The following is a 15,517-nucleotide window of genomic DNA, read 5'->3' as shown; positions in this document are numbered from 1 at the left end:
TAAGTATCAAATTCAGCAATGGAGTGAGTAAATCTTATGAGTGAACCGTACTTTTTAAAGCCAGTGTTTCATGAAAAAATTTGGGGTGGCACGAAATTACATGATGATTTCGGCTATGATATTCCGAGCGACCATACCGGCGAATGTTGGGCAATTTCGGCACATCCGCATGGCCCTGCCACGGTTGAAAACGGCCCGTATGCTGGCATGACCCTAGATCAAGTCTGGGCACAGCATCGCGACGTCTTTGGTAACGCCAAAGGGGATGTGTTCCCACTGTTAACTAAGATTTTGGATGCAAGTGAAGATTTGTCGGTTCAAGTTCATCCAGATGACGCATACGCGGCCGAACATGAACATGAGCTCGGCAAGACTGAATGCTGGTACGTCATCGCTGCAGAACCAGGCGCAACGATGATTTACGGCCACCATGCTAAGACGCGCGAACAGCTCGCTGAATGGATCAACAATGGCGAATGGGAGAAGCTATTACGGCGGGTTCCCGTTAAAGCCGGGGACTTTTTATACGTGCCATCGGGAACGATTCACGCGGTCGGCAAGGGCATCATGGTCTTAGAGACCCAACAGAGTTCTGATACGACTTACCGGCTCTATGACTGGGATCGGGTTGATAAGACGACGGGTAAGAAGCGCGAATTGCACTTACCACAGTCGATTGACACGACCAATGTGCCCCACCATGATCCGGACTTGAATATCACCACGACTCAGGTCGGCGATGCGACTGTCACGACCTACGTCCAATCACCATTCTTTAGCGTTTGGCAATGGCGGTTGACGAATGGCCAAGCGACTTTCAACCGCGGTAAAGCACCTTACACCTTGGTGTCCGTCTTAGATGGTGACGGAAAGATTACGGTCGACGGTCAGGATTATCCATTGCATAAAGGTGTCCACTTCATGTTGCCATACGATGTGAAACAGTGGACCTTGTCAGGTGACTTACAGATCATTGCCTCAGAACCTGGCGACAAAGCTTAATTAGTTAAACCCCTGATGGGATAAAAAAGATTGATATTGGCGTTTGCCATTATCAATCTTTTTTTGCCAGTTAGACTGATGCTGTCAGTTTGTTAGTTATTGCTATCAAAAAGTATATAAATATTTATTATAACTTTAAGGGGTTTACTAATGTTGACGCTTACATCAGTCGTGCGCAATCAAAAGTTCTTGCCGGGATGATTCTAGTCGAAGTGTTGTCGGAATATCGTGCGGGTCGCTTGGCGCACTGCCAATTTGTCATGGAGGCATCCGTCCAGTACCCCTTTGTCAACGGGAATCGTGACATGCTTGAAAGTGGAAAGTAGACAGGAAGGGTTTGCATTGGATTCAGCACCAGCACCTGGGTGAGGGCAGCCATTAATTATCCCCAAACAAAAACTCGCTGTCAGCATGGGTCCTGGCTGCTGACAGCGAGTATAAAATAATTTGTAATGAGGCGAGGTTACTTTGACGTGATACCACAGATGATCTGGAGTCGTTTGAATACGCCAAACACCTTCTGAATCGACATACGCGACACTGAATTACGGCTTAACGACCACGTTTTTGGTTAAATCTTCGTTCAATTGATCCAAGGCGTCGAAGTTGGCATCCGGATATTTGCGTTGTAGCGACAACTTCAAGATTCGTTTGGCAAGGGCTTCATTGCGGGCTAAGATTGGGCCGTGGAAGTATGAGCCAAAGGTATTCTTGTAGATGACACCCTCAGACTGATCCTTGCCGTTGTTCCCGTTGCCTTGGAGCACCTTGCCGAGTGGCCGTTCGCCTTCGCCCAGGAAGGTCATGCCGTTGTGGTTTTCGAAACCATAGTAAGTCTGGTGCGTCTCGGCGTTTTCAATCGTGATGTTACCGATGAAACGGTTATTGTCCTGGCTCAGCGTGTAATGGTCGAGCGCGCCAATTCCGGCGATTTTCTCACCATGCGCGCCGATGTAGTAATGGCCGAGCATCTGGAAGCCACCACAAATAGCCAGTAGGGGGCCGCCAGCTTCAATGTAAGCCGTTAATGCGTCTTTTTTGGTCTGCAGGTCCTTCGAAACGATTGTTTGCTCGTAGTCCTGACCGCCACCGAAGAGGGCGAAATCATAAGCGGCCGGGTCGAATGGATCATCTAAGCTGACTAAATCAACGGTGATGTCCGCGTCAACCGCCTTGGCGTAGTACCGCATGGCAAGAATATTGCCAATGTCGCCGTACGTGTTCATCAAGTCGCCGTAGAGGTGTGCGGCGTGTAAAGTATAAGTCATTATGCCATCCCTCCATCAATAATGCCTTGACTGGCAAGCTGTTTACGCAATTGCAGCATCGCCGTGTAAGTTGCCACGACGTAAACTTGCTTGGTTGGTAATTTTTGAATCGCTGCCGTCATTTCAGTTAAATCTGGAATGATAGTGAGTTGGTCCTCAGGGACACCAGCGACTTTAAGTCGGAACGTGATATCGCGGTAACGTTCGCCACCACTAATAAAGGCTGGAATATTCAGCGATGGCAATTTTTCAAAGTCGCCATCCCAGATCCAACTCGTGTCGATTCCATCCGCGTAGTTGGCGTTGAGTAAGGCCGCAAACGAGAAGGGCCGGTCGTCAGTACTGATCGTTTGCAAAACTTGGTTCAGGCCAACTGGATTTTTGACCAAAATCAGTGTGACGTCCTTGTCACCAACGTGGAACGTTTCTTGACGACCGAAGACTTGTTCATCGTTGTCGCTGAGTGCGTGGGCAATTTTAGCCGGGCTGACGTCCATGAAACGACCGACCGCATAGGCAGCGAGTGCGTTGTAGATGTTATATTGACCACCGATGTTCAGGTGCATCGCCTGACCGTTGATTTCAAAATCCGAACTGGTTGGTGTCATGGCAGTCAAGGCATTCAGTTTGTAAGTCAACTGAGGCCGTTCAAAGCCGCAGTTGGGACAGAAATACTTGCCCATATTGCTGTAGGTGCGGCTGTGATAACGCAAGATGTGCTGACAGCGTGGACACAGCAGGCCGTCCGTATTGGCTGGGGCTTGTTGGTCATGGTCAGCTTGGTAATCGAAACCGTAGTACAGGATGGGGTTCGGCAGTGGTTTGGCGTTAAATAACGGTAAGTCACCATTGGCGATGATCGTCGCTTCGGGTGCCAGCGCCACGCCGTCCAGAATCTTTTGATAAGTCGTGTAGATTTCACCATAACGGTCCATTTGGTCACGGAAAATGTTGGTGAATACGAACGCTTTTGGCGTGATGTACTTGGTGACCATAATCACGTTGGCTTCGTCGACTTCGAGCACGGCGAGGGGCTTTTGGTGCGCTTTCGGGGCCGTTAAAAAGGTCGTGACGATGCCTTGCTTCATATTTGATCCGCTTGGGTTGGTTAAAATATCAGGGTACTGTTCACGTAAAACTTTGACCGTCAATGCAGTCGTTAACGTTTTACCATTGGTCCCAGTGATGACGATGACGTCGTAGTTTTTGGCGAGATGCTTCAAGATCGATGGATCAAGCTTCAACGCCAACTTGCCGGGAAGTGAACTCCCACCACCACGAAAGGTGTGTAAAAACCAGTAGGCTGATTTTCCCGTCCAAGTGGCTAATGTACTATTAATTGACATAAGTTATCGGTACCCCTAATTCTTGATTTACCCGTCAATGCGAACAAAGCACTGACTGGGTATGAAAATCATAATTACCGGACGAAATGTCCTACTCTCAAGTATTTTATACTGAACGCCCCTAAAAGAAAAGTGATACTCCTGCCATTTGTACGCATATTATCAATTCGTTAATTAGTTTTAATGACAGAATGCTGAAATTCATGCTCAAATCCGCTATAATTGACTAGAAATGTGTAAAAAAGGGGATTAGTCACTTGGCACAGTTATTTTTTCGATATGGCGCGATGAACAGTGGAAAAACCATTGAAATTCTGAAAGTTGCCCATAATTATGAGGAACAGGATAAGTCGGTCATTATTTTAACGAGTGGCTTAGATAATCGTGACGGCGTCGGCTACGTTGCTAGTCGCATCGGACTCAAACGGGAAGCCATTCCGGTCTTCGATGACACGGACGTTTTCGACGTGGTTGAGCGGACCAATCCGGATGCCGCCTGCGTCCTGATCGATGAAGCCCAATTTTTAAAGAAACATCACGTGCTGGAACTTGCCAACATCGTTGATAAGTTGAAGATTCCAGTCATGACGTTTGGTTTGAAGAACGATTTTCGTAATGAATTGTTCGAAGGCAGCAAGTACCTATTACTGTATGCCGATAAAATCGAAGAGATGAAGACGATCTGCTGGTTCTGCCGTAAGAAAGCCATCATGAATTTACGGTTCCACGACGGCCAGCCAGTCTATGAGGGCGAACAAGTTCAAATCGGGGGTAATGAGGCGTACTACCCAGTTTGTCGCCATCATTATTTTTACCCGCCGAAATTAACAAAGTGAGGAATAGCTGAGAATGGATAAGTTTTTTGATAAATTACAAGCCGTTGCTGATCGGTATGAAGAACTTGGCGAACTGCTGAGTGATCCCGATGTGATTGCGGATTCACAACGTTTTATGAAGTTATCTAAAGAAATGGGTAACCTGCGTGAGACGGTTGAAAAGTATAACCACTACAAAGAAGTTACGAGTCAGATTGAGGAAAACGATGAATTATTGCATGAAAAGCTCGATGACGAGATGAATGCGATGGTCAAGGACGACTTGAAGAACCTCAACGCTGAAAAAGACCAACTTGAACATGAAATTACCCTGTTGATGTTACCAAAGGACCCGAACGATGATAAGAACATCATCATGGAAATCCACGGTGCTGCCGGTGGTGATGAAGCCAGTCTGTTTGCTGCGGACCTCTTTAACATGTACTCCAAGTATGCTGAACGGCAGGGGTGGCAAGTGGAAGTCGCTGACCGTAACGAAACCGAAGTCGGTGGCTTTAAGGAAATCGTGCTGATTATTTCTGGTGACAAAGTTTACTCCAAACTGAAGTATGAGAGTGGCGCACACCGGGTGCAACGGGTACCAGTTACCGAATCTGCCGGGCGGGTGCACACGTCAACTGCCACGGTCGGAGTCATGCCAGAAGCCCAAGACGTGGATATTGATATTGATCCTAAAGATATTCGGACCGACGTCTTTCGTTCATCTGGTGCCGGTGGTCAGCATATCAACAAGACCTCTTCAGCGGTGCGGATGACTCACTTACCAACGGGAATCGTTGTTTCGATGCAAGACCAACGTTCACAACAACAAAACCGGGCCAAAGCCATGGAAATCTTGCGTGCGCGGGTCTATGATTACTATCAATCACGGGAACAAAATGAGTACGATGCTGAGCGTAAGTCGGCAGTCGGAACCGGGGACCGTTCTGAACGAATCCGGACTTATAACTTCCCACAAAACCGGGTGACTGACCACCGAATCGGTTTGACGTTGAACAAATTAGACCGGGTCATGAACGGTGAATTAGACGAAGTTATCGATGCATTAGTCTTAGCGGACCAGGCTGAAAAGATGGAGCGCTTAACCAATGAATAAGCCACAACAGCCGACCTATTTTGAAGCCCAGCAGTGGGCTTCTTTTTGTCTTAAAACGGCCAAATTGCCAACCGATAGTGCCCGTTTTTTGTTATTGGGATTAAGCCATCTGGACCAGACCCAGCTCTTGATCCATTATCGTGACAGTTTGCCAACGTCAATTTGGCAAGCCTACCAGCAGGGCATTGCGCGGGTCGTGGCTGGAGAACCAGTCCAGTATGTCTTGGGCAAGGCACCTTTTTATGGCATAGACTTGCAAGTCGATCCAGCAGTTCTTATTCCTAGGGTTGAGACCGAAGAACTGGTAGACTGGATTTTGACCGATTATGCAGCCGCTGATACCCCGCTACGGGTCTTAGACATCGGTACTGGCTCCGGGGCAATCGCTTTGGCACTCAAACACGAGCGTCCGAGCTGGCAGGTGACGGCGAGTGATGTCTCGTCAGCGGCGTTAGCGGTCGCCAAACGCAATGCTGAACAGCTCGCACTTGACGTGAACTTTGTCCAGAGTGATTTATTGCAGTCGATTGCGGCCGAACCGTTTGACGTGATCGTCAGTAATCCGCCGTACATCGCGACGAATGAAAAAGATGTCATGGATGCCAGCGTCTTAGACTATGAACCACAAACAGCCTTGTTTGCGGCCCACGACGGCCTAGCACTCTATGAGCAACTGGCCGCGACGGTTGCGCCACACTTGACGGCAGCTGGACGCTTATATTTGGAGTTCGGCTATCATCAAGGCCCGGCAGTCCAGCACTTATTTCAACAAGCGTTGCCAACCGCAACGGTGACCTTGCGTCAAGACATGGCCGGACACGACCGAATGTTACGGGTCGTTCAACCTGGGTAGGTCAGATGACTTACAATTAGTTATTGGGTTGTGCTAAAAATGATTAAAACGTGCTGATGAGTTGGACTTCGGTTCGTCAGCCGGTGAACGTCTGAGTCCGACTTCCGGGGTCGGCTGACAATTGCTGGAACGCAGCCGACGATTTGAACTCACGCAGAAGACCACTGCGCAATTTCAAATACGAGTCTTATTCTAAGCCGGAAGTACCCCACTTCCAGCTAAGAATAATTTGGCTACTGAGCATTGTCCGGCAGTCCGGCCAGTCGGGAAGCCGCTCGAATGGCGGATGAACGGCCACCCATCTGGGTGCAATTGACCACAGCTTTTTAGTGACTGGATCTTCAAACAAACTTTTAGACAGCATTAATCGTGAGTCAAAAATTGAATGCTAATTAGAAGACTATTGACCAATTTCACGTAGAACTAATTCTTACAGTTAGTCGCAGCGTGTATCCATGTAAATTTTTAAAATTTGTAGTCTCAATCTCAACTGACTATAGAATTTCTGACAATATTCAAAAATGTTACTAGCTTAGAAAAATCAAAGCGCAAGTGTGGCTAGAGACTGTAGGAGACTATTCTGAAAGTTAAATGTAAAAACAACATTTTACTAAGAACCAACGATCAGTTCATCAAAAGTTGGGTCAGCACATGTCCGACTTTCGAATAGGATCCCCGGCTGGAAGGTGTTTCTGACAATGCTCGGCGGCTCTTAGAGTGTGAGGTTCAGACGGGTTGGGACTGAGGATTAGCCTAGCTAGAGCGTTAAGCGGCGAACTTCCGCTTGGCGTTCTGGCGTAGCTAACCGGAAGTCCCAGTCTGACCCGAACACGTTTCATCCATACTGCAACTAACGTGAAAGACCAGTATTTAAGACGTGGGTTGTCGGCTTAAATCTGTGTCCATCGCGTTCCAGCGTTGTCAGAAATGCCTGGAAGCCGGAGTAGGATGCATCTGTCATATAGGTTTACACGAAACTCGCCCCATTTTCCAGCTGGCTGTTTTGAATTTAAAAATCAGCACGTTGTAATCACGATTCAAGACAAATTAGCACTAATAATGCATATTAAATCGTCAATCACAAATTATAAATACAATAAAGTAGAGGAATCAGTAATTATGGAAACCAAAGTATTTAAGCCGGATGAAATTCCAGCTGCCGCGGCGTTGTTAGCTGCGGGTGAACTAGTGGCTTTCCCGACCGAGACCGTGTATGGCTTAGGTGCGGATGCCACGAATGTCGATGCAGTGAAACAAGTTTATCGCGCGAAGGGACGTCCGAGTGATAATCCGCTGATCGTCCACGTTGCCGACGTGGCGACAGTTGAGCGGTTTGCCATGCCGCTATCAGAAGCAGCCAAGAAGTTGATCAAAGCCTTTTGGCCCGGACCATTAACGATGATTTTTAAGTTAAAACCAAACGCACTTGCCACCGAGGTGACGGGCGGCTTACAGACCGCAGCATTTCGCAATCCGGATAACGCTGCGACCTTGGCATTGATTCGGGCAGCTAAGACACCAATCGTGGGGCCGTCTGCGAATACGTCAGGCAAACCAAGTCCGACCTTGGCTGAGCACGTCTATCACGATTTGAACGGTAAGATTGCCGGTATTCTGGATGATGGCCCAACTAAGGTCGGGGTGGAATCAACCGTCTTGGATCTGTCGACTGATCAGCCGGCGATTTTGCGGCCCGGCGCCATTACGCCAGAAGCAATCGAAGCCGTGATTGGCATGCCCGTTCAGACAGAAGCACATCACGTCGGGGCCACTGAAGTTCCTAAGGCGCCGGGGATGAAATACAAGCACTATGCACCGAATGCACAGGTTTATATCGTTGATCGTTCGGAAGATTGGCCACAAGCTTTAGCCTGGGCAGCGCAACAAGACGTCCCGATGGGGGTCATGGCGACGGGTGCCATTCTGAATCAAAATCAAATCCCGTCAAATTGCGAACGATTTTCGCTTGGGACTGATATTCAATCGGCAAGTCAACGATTGTTTGCCGGCTTACGACACTTTGATACGGAAACTGAAATTAAGGATATTCTCTGCCAAGCCTTTGAAAATAAAGGGTTAGGGTTAGCTTACATGAATCGCTTAAATAAATCTGCCGGACAGACTCATTTTAGTGTATAATAATTGCAAGCCGGGAAAACCCGAAAGTTGTCACTTGTGAAATGGAGGAGATTTATTCATGAATTACCAAGAACAAGATCCAGAAGTATGGGCTGCGATTAGTAAGGAACAGGCACGGCAACAGCACAACATTGAGTTGATTGCTTCCGAAAACATTGTCTCGAAAGGTGTTCGAGCAGCACAGGGGAGTGTGCTGACTAATAAATACTCCGAAGGTTATCCAGGTCACCGTTTTTACGGCGGTAACGAATATATTGACCAAGTTGAAACCTTAGCGATTGAACGTGCTAAGAAATTATTTGGCGCGGAATACGCTAACGTTCAACCTCACTCAGGTTCACAAGCGAATGCGACAGCGTACATGGCATTAATTCAACCGGGCGACCGGGTTATGGGGATGTCATTAGACGCCGGGGGCCATTTGACACACGGCTCGAGTGTTAACTTTTCTGGTAAGCTCTATGATTTCCAAGGATACGGGTTAGATCCTGAGACCGAAGAGCTGAACTATGATGCCATCTTGGCACAAGCGCAAGAATTCCAACCAAAATTAATCGTTGCGGGGGCTTCGGCTTATAGTCGGTTAATTGATTTTAAGAAGTTCCGTGAAATTGCGGATGCCGTTGGTGCACTCTTGATGGTCGACATGGCCCACATTGCTGGTTTAGTGGCAGCCGGATTGCATCCAAATCCAGTCCCTTACGCCGACGTGGTCACGACGACGACACACAAGACGTTACGTGGTCCTCGTGGTGGGATGATCCTCGCGAAGGAAAAATATGGTAAGAAAATCAATTCAGCCGTCTTCCCTGGCAATCAGGGTGGCCCGTTAGACCACGTGATTGCTGGTAAGGCGATTGCTTTGGGCGAAGACTTACAACCAGAATTTAAAGTCTATGCACAACACATTATTGATAATGCGAAAGCAATGGCGAAGGTCTTTACTGAATCTGACCTAGTCCGGGTCATCTCTGGTGGGACGGACAACCATTTAATGACGATCGACGTCACGAAGTCGGGATTAAATGGTCGGCAAGTTCAAGATCTACTCGATACGGTCTACATCACCGTCAACAAGGAAGCCATCCCGAACGAAACTTTAGGGGCCTTTAAGACGTCTGGGATTCGTTTAGGAACGCCAGCGATTACGACACGTGGATTTGATGAAGCGGATGCCGCCAAGGTTGCTGAATTAATCTTGCAAGCGTTACAAGCGCCGACAGACCAAGCAAACTTGGATGACGTTAAGCAACAAGCCATGGCATTAACAGCCAAACATCCAATTGATGTTGATTAAGTAATTTATATCAGGTCTGGTTTTTTCTTTCCAAATTAGCTACAATAGAAAGAAATCACTAAGGAGTGTGCGTAGCAACATGGGTAAGTTTGAGGTTTTGGATCATCCGCTCATTCAACATAAATTGACAATTATTCGGGAAAAGAACTGTGGGACGAAAGTCTTCCGGGAAATGGTCAACGAAATTTCAACGTTGATGGCGTACGAAGTATCACGCGACATGCCATTGAAGGACATTGAAATCGAGACACCGATTGCCAAGTCAACGCAAAAGACATTGGCTGGTAAGAAAGTTGCCATTGTGCCGATTTTACGGGCTGGTTTAGGAATGGTCGATGGGTTCTTAAACATGATTCCAGCGGCTAAAGTTGGTCACGTCGGTATGTATCGTGACGAAAAGACGTTAAAGCCAGTCGAATATTTTGTTAAATTACCAAGTGACATTTCACAACGTCAGTTATTTGTCGTTGATCCAATGTTAGCCACTGGTGGTTCAGCCATCATGGCCATGGATATGTTGAAGAAGCGTGGTGCTAGCAATATTAAGTTCATGTGCTTAGTTGCAGCGCCTGAAGGGGTTAAAGCCCTTCGCGACGCACATCCAGACATCGATGTTTATACCGCAGCACTTGATGACCATTTAAATGAAGATGGCTACATCGTTCCAGGTTTGGGCGATGCTGGCGACCGGTTATTTGGTACGAAGTAAGTTGCCATAAAAAAGGTAGCACCATTCCACAAACGCGTGGGGTGGGGCTGCCTTTTTGGTTCACTAATATTTGAAAAAATCCTTACTATATTATAGGACCTGTCCAGTGAGAGATAGACTGGATTCACGATTACTTACCACAGTGAATTTGATCTTTGTCGATGAGACTACCGGATTTTTGGTAAAACTATGAATGAATAAGTGTGCACGTGTTGCACTAATCACTATTTCGCTTTAAATGTGATTCAAAAAGACGATTAGTTGGCATGTTCTTTATGAGTCTCAGAAAAATTTTTGAGAGCGGCTGTTTACGGTGAAACAGTGGGGTAGTCGGAAACCTGCTCGAATAGCAGATGAACGGCTACCTAACTTAGCGCAATTGATCACTGGCAGTTAGAAGACCGACCTTCAAGTGAAACTTGAATCAGTATCGTTGATGATTTAAGAAATTTAGATACACCAGTAAAATCGCCCACAGATTATTATTTACTCCAATTGAAACTGAACATATGGTTAGACGATAAAATTTGCTTTTGTTTCCAACTGTGGTCTTGGGCTTCTCTGCCAATTGTGAATATTCCTGATGATATCCTGTGATACTGATACTTTATCTAATTCAAACATTTAGTCAGTGATTGAAAACTAGTCTTACAGATAAATATCAAATGAACGGTTGGCTAAGAATCAATGATCAGTTCAATTGAAGTTGGGTCCGCAAATGTCCGCCTTGCGAAAACTGCCCAGGCTGGAAGGCGTTTCTGACAATGCTCAGTGGTTCTCAGAGTGTGAGGTTCAGACGGGTTGGGACTGAGGATTAGCCTAGCTAGAGCGTTAAGTGGTGAACTTCCGCTTGGCGTTCTGGCGTAGCTAACCGGAAGTCCCAGTCTGACCCGAACACGTTTCATCTATATTGCAGATAACGTGGAAGACCAGTATTTAAGACGTGGTTTGTCGGCTTAAATCTGCGTCCATCGCGTTCCAGCGTTGTCAGAAATGCCTGGAAGCCGGCGTAGGACGAGCATACTGCTGTAAGTTTGCGCTAACTCGCACTGTTCCCAGCGGTCCTAAGCTGGCCGCAGTTGACTTTAACGGATCGACAACCACAAACCACCAAACATACCAGCGAAAAAGCAAAGACATTTAAACCGTTAGTTGACAAGTATTCAACAGACGAGTACACTAATTGCAATTAAACAGTTCCTTTAAATTAGCTCAGAGAGGCTGATAAGGATGAACGGACGTCGACTTGTAAGGAAGCCAGACGTAATTTCGGACAGCCTAGCCGCTTTGAGTGGTGGGCTGTCTTTTCTTTTGCAATGATTTAATAAAGGGGTGCGTTATGACAAAGAAAGCGGCGTTTCATAATGATGAAGTCGTATTAGACATTCATGACCGACCAAAGTTTGGTAGTTGGTTAGGATTATCCGTACAGCATCTGTTCTCCATGTTTGGGTCGACCGTCCTGGTGCCAATTCTGGTGGGGTTAAATCCGGGCATTGCGCTTTTTAGTTCCGGGGTCGGGACGTTGATGTATATCCTGATTACGCGTGGTAAGATTCCAGCGTACATGGGGTCTAGCTTTTCATTCATCGTTGTTATGCAGTCGCTGATGAAGACGGCTGGTTATCCAGCAATCGCGCAAGGGACGGTCGCCGTTGGGTGCGTCTACTTGCTTGTCAGTCTGTTGGTGACATTGATTGGGTCGGATTGGATCGACAAGGCGTTGCCACCAATTGTTGTTGGACCAATCGTCATGGTGATTGGATTGTCACTCGCCAGTACCGCGGCCAAGGACGCGACGATGAATGGCAATAATTATGATTTGAAATATTTTGCGGTCGCGATTGCGACGATGTTACTGACGGTAATCTTTAATATGTATCTGCGCGGCTTCATGAGTTTAGTGCCAATCTTACTCGGCATCGTCTGTGGTTATATTTTGGCGGTCTTAGTCGGAATCGTGGGCTTCTCTGGTGTTGAAAAGGCGCACTGGTTTGCGATGCCAGCCTTTCAATTACCGTTTATTAGTTACCATCCCGGCATCTACTGGGGGGCAATTTTAAGTATGGCGCCGATTGCCTTTGTCACGATGTCAGAACACATGGGCCACATTATGGTGCTGAACAAGTTGACCAAACGAAACTTTTTCAAAGATCCAGGTCTTAATCACACGTTAGCTGGTGACGGGACCGCGTCAATTATTGCTGGTTTTGTTGGTGGCCCGCCCGTGACATCTTACGGTGAAAATATCGGTGTGTTGGCCATTACTCGGGTTCACAGTATTTACGTGCTCGGTGGCGCGGCGTTTTTTGCCATCATCTTTAGTTTTGTCGGCAAGCTGTCCGCACTGATTGAAAGTATTCCGTCTCCAGTCATTGGTGGTGTCAGTTTCTTGCTATTTGGGGTGATTGCCTCCAGTGGAATGCGCATCCTGATTGATAATAAAGTTGATTTTAATCAGAAGCGTAATTTGATGATTGCATCAGCGATTTTGGTGATTGGAATTGGGAATGCTTACTTACAAATTGGGAGCTTTCAATTTAGTGGTTTAGCTGTCGCAACAGTGCTCGGAATCGCTATGAACCTGATATTACCAAAGGTGGCTGTCAACGAGAAGTAAATCGATGGTTGTCAGTTAGCACATGAAAATAAAGTCCAGATGATGAAAATCCAACGATGTGAAAGCTTCATGAAAGCTTGATGTTGTTGGATTTTTATTGATTGACGAAAAGTTGAAATTATTTTGAATTTTTTCGACGGTGGTGGTATTATTACCTTTGTATTTTGATTAGGGGCGACCCTGATCTATCATTTCGGATTACGATAAAATTGACGTTGCTAGTCGCAACGGTTAAGGTTATCATAGTACCGAAATTAAAGGAAAGAGGTGATATTCAGTGGGTGATCCAGTTCCTACAGTCAAATTCCTTGGGCTGACGTTTAATATCGCGAATGACATCTCAGTAATCGTGACTTGTCTAATTGTGTTCTTGTTTGTATTTTTGCTTTCGCGACATATTACGATGAAGCCCAAGGGTGGACAAAATGTGCTGGAGTGGCTCATCGAGTTCACGAATGGCATTGTCAAAGGGTCGATCAAGGGTAACGAAGCGTCTAACTTCGGTTTGTACGCATTTACATTGTTTCTCTTTATCTTCATCGCTAACCAACTTGGATTGTTCATTCACGTTCAGGTCGGGCAGTATACGTATCTGAAGAGTCCAACCGCCGATCCGATTGTGACTTTGACGTTATCGTTTATGACCGTTGCACTTGCACATGCTGCGGGTGTTCGTAAGAAAGGTATGGGTGGTTATTTGAAAGAATACACACAACCTTTTGCTGTTTTCGCGGTTGTTAACGTCTTTGAACAATTTACCGATTTCCTAACTTTAGGTCTTCGGCTGTTCGGGAACATCTTTGCTGGTGAATTGTTACTAACGAAGGTTGCTGATTTGGCAAAGAGCAACGGTTGGTTGAGCTATGTTTACTCATTTCCAATTGAACTCTTATGGCAAGGTTTCTCAGTGTTTATCGGGAGCATTCAAGCGTTCGTGTTCGTAACCTTGACTTCAGTTTATATTTCTCAGAAGGTTAACGACGAGGAATAATTTCTAGTTTTTTAATTTTAAGGAGGATACACAGATTATGGGAGCAATTGCTGCAGGTATTGCTATGTGTGGTGCCGCTATAGGTGCTGGTATTGGTGACGGTTTGGTTATTTCTAAGATGCTTGAAGGGATGGCCCGTCAACCAGAATTATCTGGTCAATTACGGACTAACATGTTCATCGGTGTTGGGTTGGTCGAATCAATGCCTATCATTTCCTTCGTTGTTGCTTTGATGGTTATGAACAAGTAATCATTGGTCAACGAGTTCATTTTAATGAAAATGAAAGAAGGAGGTGTCATTAGATGCTCTCGCATTTAATTATCGGTGCATCCGGTCTCTACCTTGGTGATATGTTGTTTATCGGGATTAGCTTTATTGTTTTGATGGCATTGATCTCTGTTGTTGCTTGGAAGCCCATCACAAAAATGATGGCTGATCGAGCCGACAAGATTGCGAACGACATTGATTCAGCACAAAAGTCTCGGCAAGAAGCGAGTGACTTAGCTGATCAACGGCGTGATGCGCTATCACACTCTCGAGCTGAAGCGAGTGAAATTGTCGCTGACGCGAAAAAGAGTGGCGAAAAGCAACGGTCAAGTATCATTGCCGATGCGCAAAACGAAGCAACGCAGTATAAACAAAATGCGCGTAAGGATATTGAACAGGAGCGTCAAGATGCCTTGAAGAACGTCCAATCAGACGTCGCTGACATTTCGGTTGCGATTGCGACGAAGATCATTAAGAAGCAATTGGATCCGGAAGGCCAACAGGCATTAATTAATTCGTATATTGAAGGGTTGGGAAAGCATGAGTCTTGATAATCTTACAATTGCAAGTCGCTATTCAAAGGCACTCTTTGAACTTGCAGTTGAAAAGGATCAGACCGAAGCATTCCTGGCTGAATTAAAGCAATTACGGCAAGTCTTTGTCGACAACCCGCAATTGGCAGAGGTCCTCTCAGGATCATTGCTTCCGGTTGATCAAAAACAGACAACGTTGTCAACTTTGACTGACCACGCTTCAGAATACATTAAAAACTTTATTCAAATGTTGTATGATTACGGCCGCATGTCTAACTTAGTTGACATTGTTGACGCGTTTGAAGCACGTTTCGATGAGAGTCGTAAAATAGTGCATGCCGAAGTAACGTCCGCGGTCAAGTTGTCAGATGAGCAAGCTGATGCAATCGCAAAGGCATTCGCCGAACGCGTTGGTGCCAATCAGGTTGTTTTGTCACGTAAAGTCGATGAAGCAATCATTGGCGGAGTAATTGTGAAATCAAATAATCAAACGTTTGATGGAAGCGTTGCGTTACAACTAACGAATTTAAGACGAGCACTCATCAACAATTAGTTTACG

The 15,517-nt window shown here is 46.2% G+C and carries 14 protein-coding genes; 12 read left to right on the top strand and 2 right to left on the bottom strand.

The window, feature by feature from the left end:
- Positions 1-36: 36 nt before the first annotated feature.
- Positions 37-1,002 carry a mannose-6-phosphate isomerase, class I gene (gene manA / locus KGF65_RS12710; RefSeq protein ID WP_216748586.1) on the top strand — a complete coding sequence of 322 codons (966 nt, stop codon included), beginning with the start codon at positions 37-39 and terminating at the stop codon, positions 1,000-1,002.
- Positions 1,003-1,547: 545 nt separating this feature from the next.
- Here manA and KGF65_RS12705 read toward each other — a convergent pair.
- Positions 1,548-2,270: a type 1 glutamine amidotransferase gene (locus KGF65_RS12705; RefSeq protein ID WP_050339404.1), complete on the bottom strand. Its 723-nt coding sequence runs from the start codon at positions 2,268-2,270 to the stop codon at positions 1,548-1,550.
- Positions 2,270-3,616 (bottom strand): Mur ligase family protein, encoded by a 1,347-nt coding sequence (locus tag KGF65_RS12700; protein ID WP_003639233.1) that lies wholly within the window; start codon positions 3,614-3,616, stop codon positions 2,270-2,272. Before KGF65_RS12700 ends, KGF65_RS12705 begins: the two co-directional genes overlap by 1 nt.
- A 257-nt stretch (positions 3,617-3,873) precedes the next feature.
- On the opposite strand from KGF65_RS12700, the gene KGF65_RS12695 reads away from it, so the two are divergent.
- The 11 genes from KGF65_RS12695 to atpH all read left to right on the top strand — a co-directional run bounded on the left by KGF65_RS12695 (position 3,874) and on the right by atpH (position 15,511).
- Positions 3,874-4,452 (top strand): thymidine kinase, encoded by a 579-nt coding sequence (locus KGF65_RS12695; protein ID WP_050339403.1) that lies wholly within the window; start codon positions 3,874-3,876, stop codon positions 4,450-4,452.
- Between the two features lie 13 nt (positions 4,453-4,465).
- Positions 4,466-5,548, top strand: a complete 1,083-nt coding sequence (gene prfA, locus KGF65_RS12690) for a peptide chain release factor 1 (protein ID WP_003639231.1) — start codon at positions 4,466-4,468, stop codon at positions 5,546-5,548.
- Positions 5,541-6,401 (top strand): peptide chain release factor N(5)-glutamine methyltransferase, encoded by an 861-nt coding sequence (gene prmC, locus KGF65_RS12685; protein ID WP_159258620.1) that lies wholly within the window; start codon positions 5,541-5,543, stop codon positions 6,399-6,401. The genes prfA and prmC overlap by 8 nt, the downstream gene beginning before the upstream one ends.
- A 1,119-nt stretch (positions 6,402-7,520) precedes the next feature.
- Positions 7,521-8,540 carry an L-threonylcarbamoyladenylate synthase gene (locus KGF65_RS12680; protein ID WP_050339401.1) on the top strand — a complete coding sequence of 340 codons (1,020 nt, stop codon included), beginning with the start codon at positions 7,521-7,523 and terminating at the stop codon, positions 8,538-8,540.
- A gap of 58 nt (positions 8,541-8,598) precedes the next feature.
- Positions 8,599-9,837, top strand: a complete 1,239-nt coding sequence (glyA, locus tag KGF65_RS12675; protein ID WP_216748587.1) for a serine hydroxymethyltransferase — start codon at positions 8,599-8,601, stop codon at positions 9,835-9,837.
- 79 nt (positions 9,838-9,916) lie between these two features.
- Positions 9,917-10,546 carry a uracil phosphoribosyltransferase gene (gene upp / locus KGF65_RS12670; RefSeq protein WP_003639227.1) on the top strand — a complete coding sequence of 210 codons (630 nt, stop codon included), beginning with the start codon at positions 9,917-9,919 and terminating at the stop codon, positions 10,544-10,546.
- A gap of 1,339 nt (positions 10,547-11,885) precedes the next feature.
- Positions 11,886-13,166 (top strand): uracil-xanthine permease family protein, encoded by a 1,281-nt coding sequence (locus KGF65_RS12665; RefSeq protein WP_050339399.1) that lies wholly within the window; start codon positions 11,886-11,888, stop codon positions 13,164-13,166.
- A gap of 277 nt (positions 13,167-13,443) precedes the next feature.
- Positions 13,444-14,157 (top strand): F0F1 ATP synthase subunit A, encoded by a 714-nt coding sequence (gene atpB / locus KGF65_RS12660; RefSeq protein WP_159258619.1) that lies wholly within the window; start codon positions 13,444-13,446, stop codon positions 14,155-14,157.
- 37 nt (positions 14,158-14,194) lie between these two features.
- Positions 14,195-14,407, top strand: coding sequence for a F0F1 ATP synthase subunit C (gene atpE / locus KGF65_RS12655; protein ID WP_159258617.1), 213 nt, complete (start codon positions 14,195-14,197; stop codon positions 14,405-14,407).
- A gap of 53 nt (positions 14,408-14,460) precedes the next feature.
- Positions 14,461-14,976 carry a F0F1 ATP synthase subunit B gene (gene atpF, locus KGF65_RS12650; protein WP_050339397.1) on the top strand — a complete coding sequence of 172 codons (516 nt, stop codon included), beginning with the start codon at positions 14,461-14,463 and terminating at the stop codon, positions 14,974-14,976.
- Positions 14,966-15,511, top strand: coding sequence for an ATP synthase F1 subunit delta (gene atpH / locus KGF65_RS12645; protein WP_056952768.1), 546 nt, complete (start codon positions 14,966-14,968; stop codon positions 15,509-15,511). The genes atpF and atpH overlap by 11 nt, the downstream gene beginning before the upstream one ends.
- The last annotated feature ends 6 nt before the right edge of the window (positions 15,512-15,517 follow it).

The organism is Lactiplantibacillus sp. 30.2.29 (assembly GCF_018991255.1).
Classification (GTDB): domain Bacteria; phylum Bacillota; class Bacilli; order Lactobacillales; family Lactobacillaceae; genus Lactiplantibacillus; species Lactiplantibacillus pentosus.
The sequence above is the reverse complement of the archived record's forward strand: the minus strand, read 5'-3'. Positions and strand labels throughout refer to the sequence as shown.

What these genes read in the sequence shown, in the direction of transcription:
- manA (WP_216748586.1), top strand. Translation starts at nt 37, where the DNA reads ATGAGTGAACCGTACTTTTTAAAGCCAGTGTTTCATGAAAAAATTTGG.
- KGF65_RS12705 (WP_050339404.1), bottom strand. Translation starts at nt 2,270, where the DNA reads ATGACTTATACTTTACACGCCGCACACCTCTACGGCGACTTGATGAAC.
- KGF65_RS12700 (WP_003639233.1), bottom strand. Translation starts at nt 3,616, where the DNA reads ATGTCAATTAATAGTACATTAGCCACTTGGACGGGAAAATCAGCCTAC.
- prfA (WP_003639231.1), top strand. Translation starts at nt 4,466, where the DNA reads ATGGATAAGTTTTTTGATAAATTACAAGCCGTTGCTGATCGGTATGAA.
- prmC (WP_159258620.1), top strand. Translation starts at nt 5,541, where the DNA reads ATGAATAAGCCACAACAGCCGACCTATTTTGAAGCCCAGCAGTGGGCT.
- KGF65_RS12680 (WP_050339401.1), top strand. Translation starts at nt 7,521, where the DNA reads ATGGAAACCAAAGTATTTAAGCCGGATGAAATTCCAGCTGCCGCGGCG.
- glyA (WP_216748587.1), top strand. Translation starts at nt 8,599, where the DNA reads ATGAATTACCAAGAACAAGATCCAGAAGTATGGGCTGCGATTAGTAAG.
- upp (WP_003639227.1), top strand. Translation starts at nt 9,917, where the DNA reads ATGGGTAAGTTTGAGGTTTTGGATCATCCGCTCATTCAACATAAATTG.
- KGF65_RS12665 (WP_050339399.1), top strand. Translation starts at nt 11,886, where the DNA reads ATGACAAAGAAAGCGGCGTTTCATAATGATGAAGTCGTATTAGACATT.
- atpE (WP_159258617.1), top strand. Translation starts at nt 14,195, where the DNA reads ATGGGAGCAATTGCTGCAGGTATTGCTATGTGTGGTGCCGCTATAGGT.
- atpF (WP_050339397.1), top strand. Translation starts at nt 14,461, where the DNA reads ATGCTCTCGCATTTAATTATCGGTGCATCCGGTCTCTACCTTGGTGAT.
- atpH (WP_056952768.1), top strand. Translation starts at nt 14,966, where the DNA reads ATGAGTCTTGATAATCTTACAATTGCAAGTCGCTATTCAAAGGCACTC.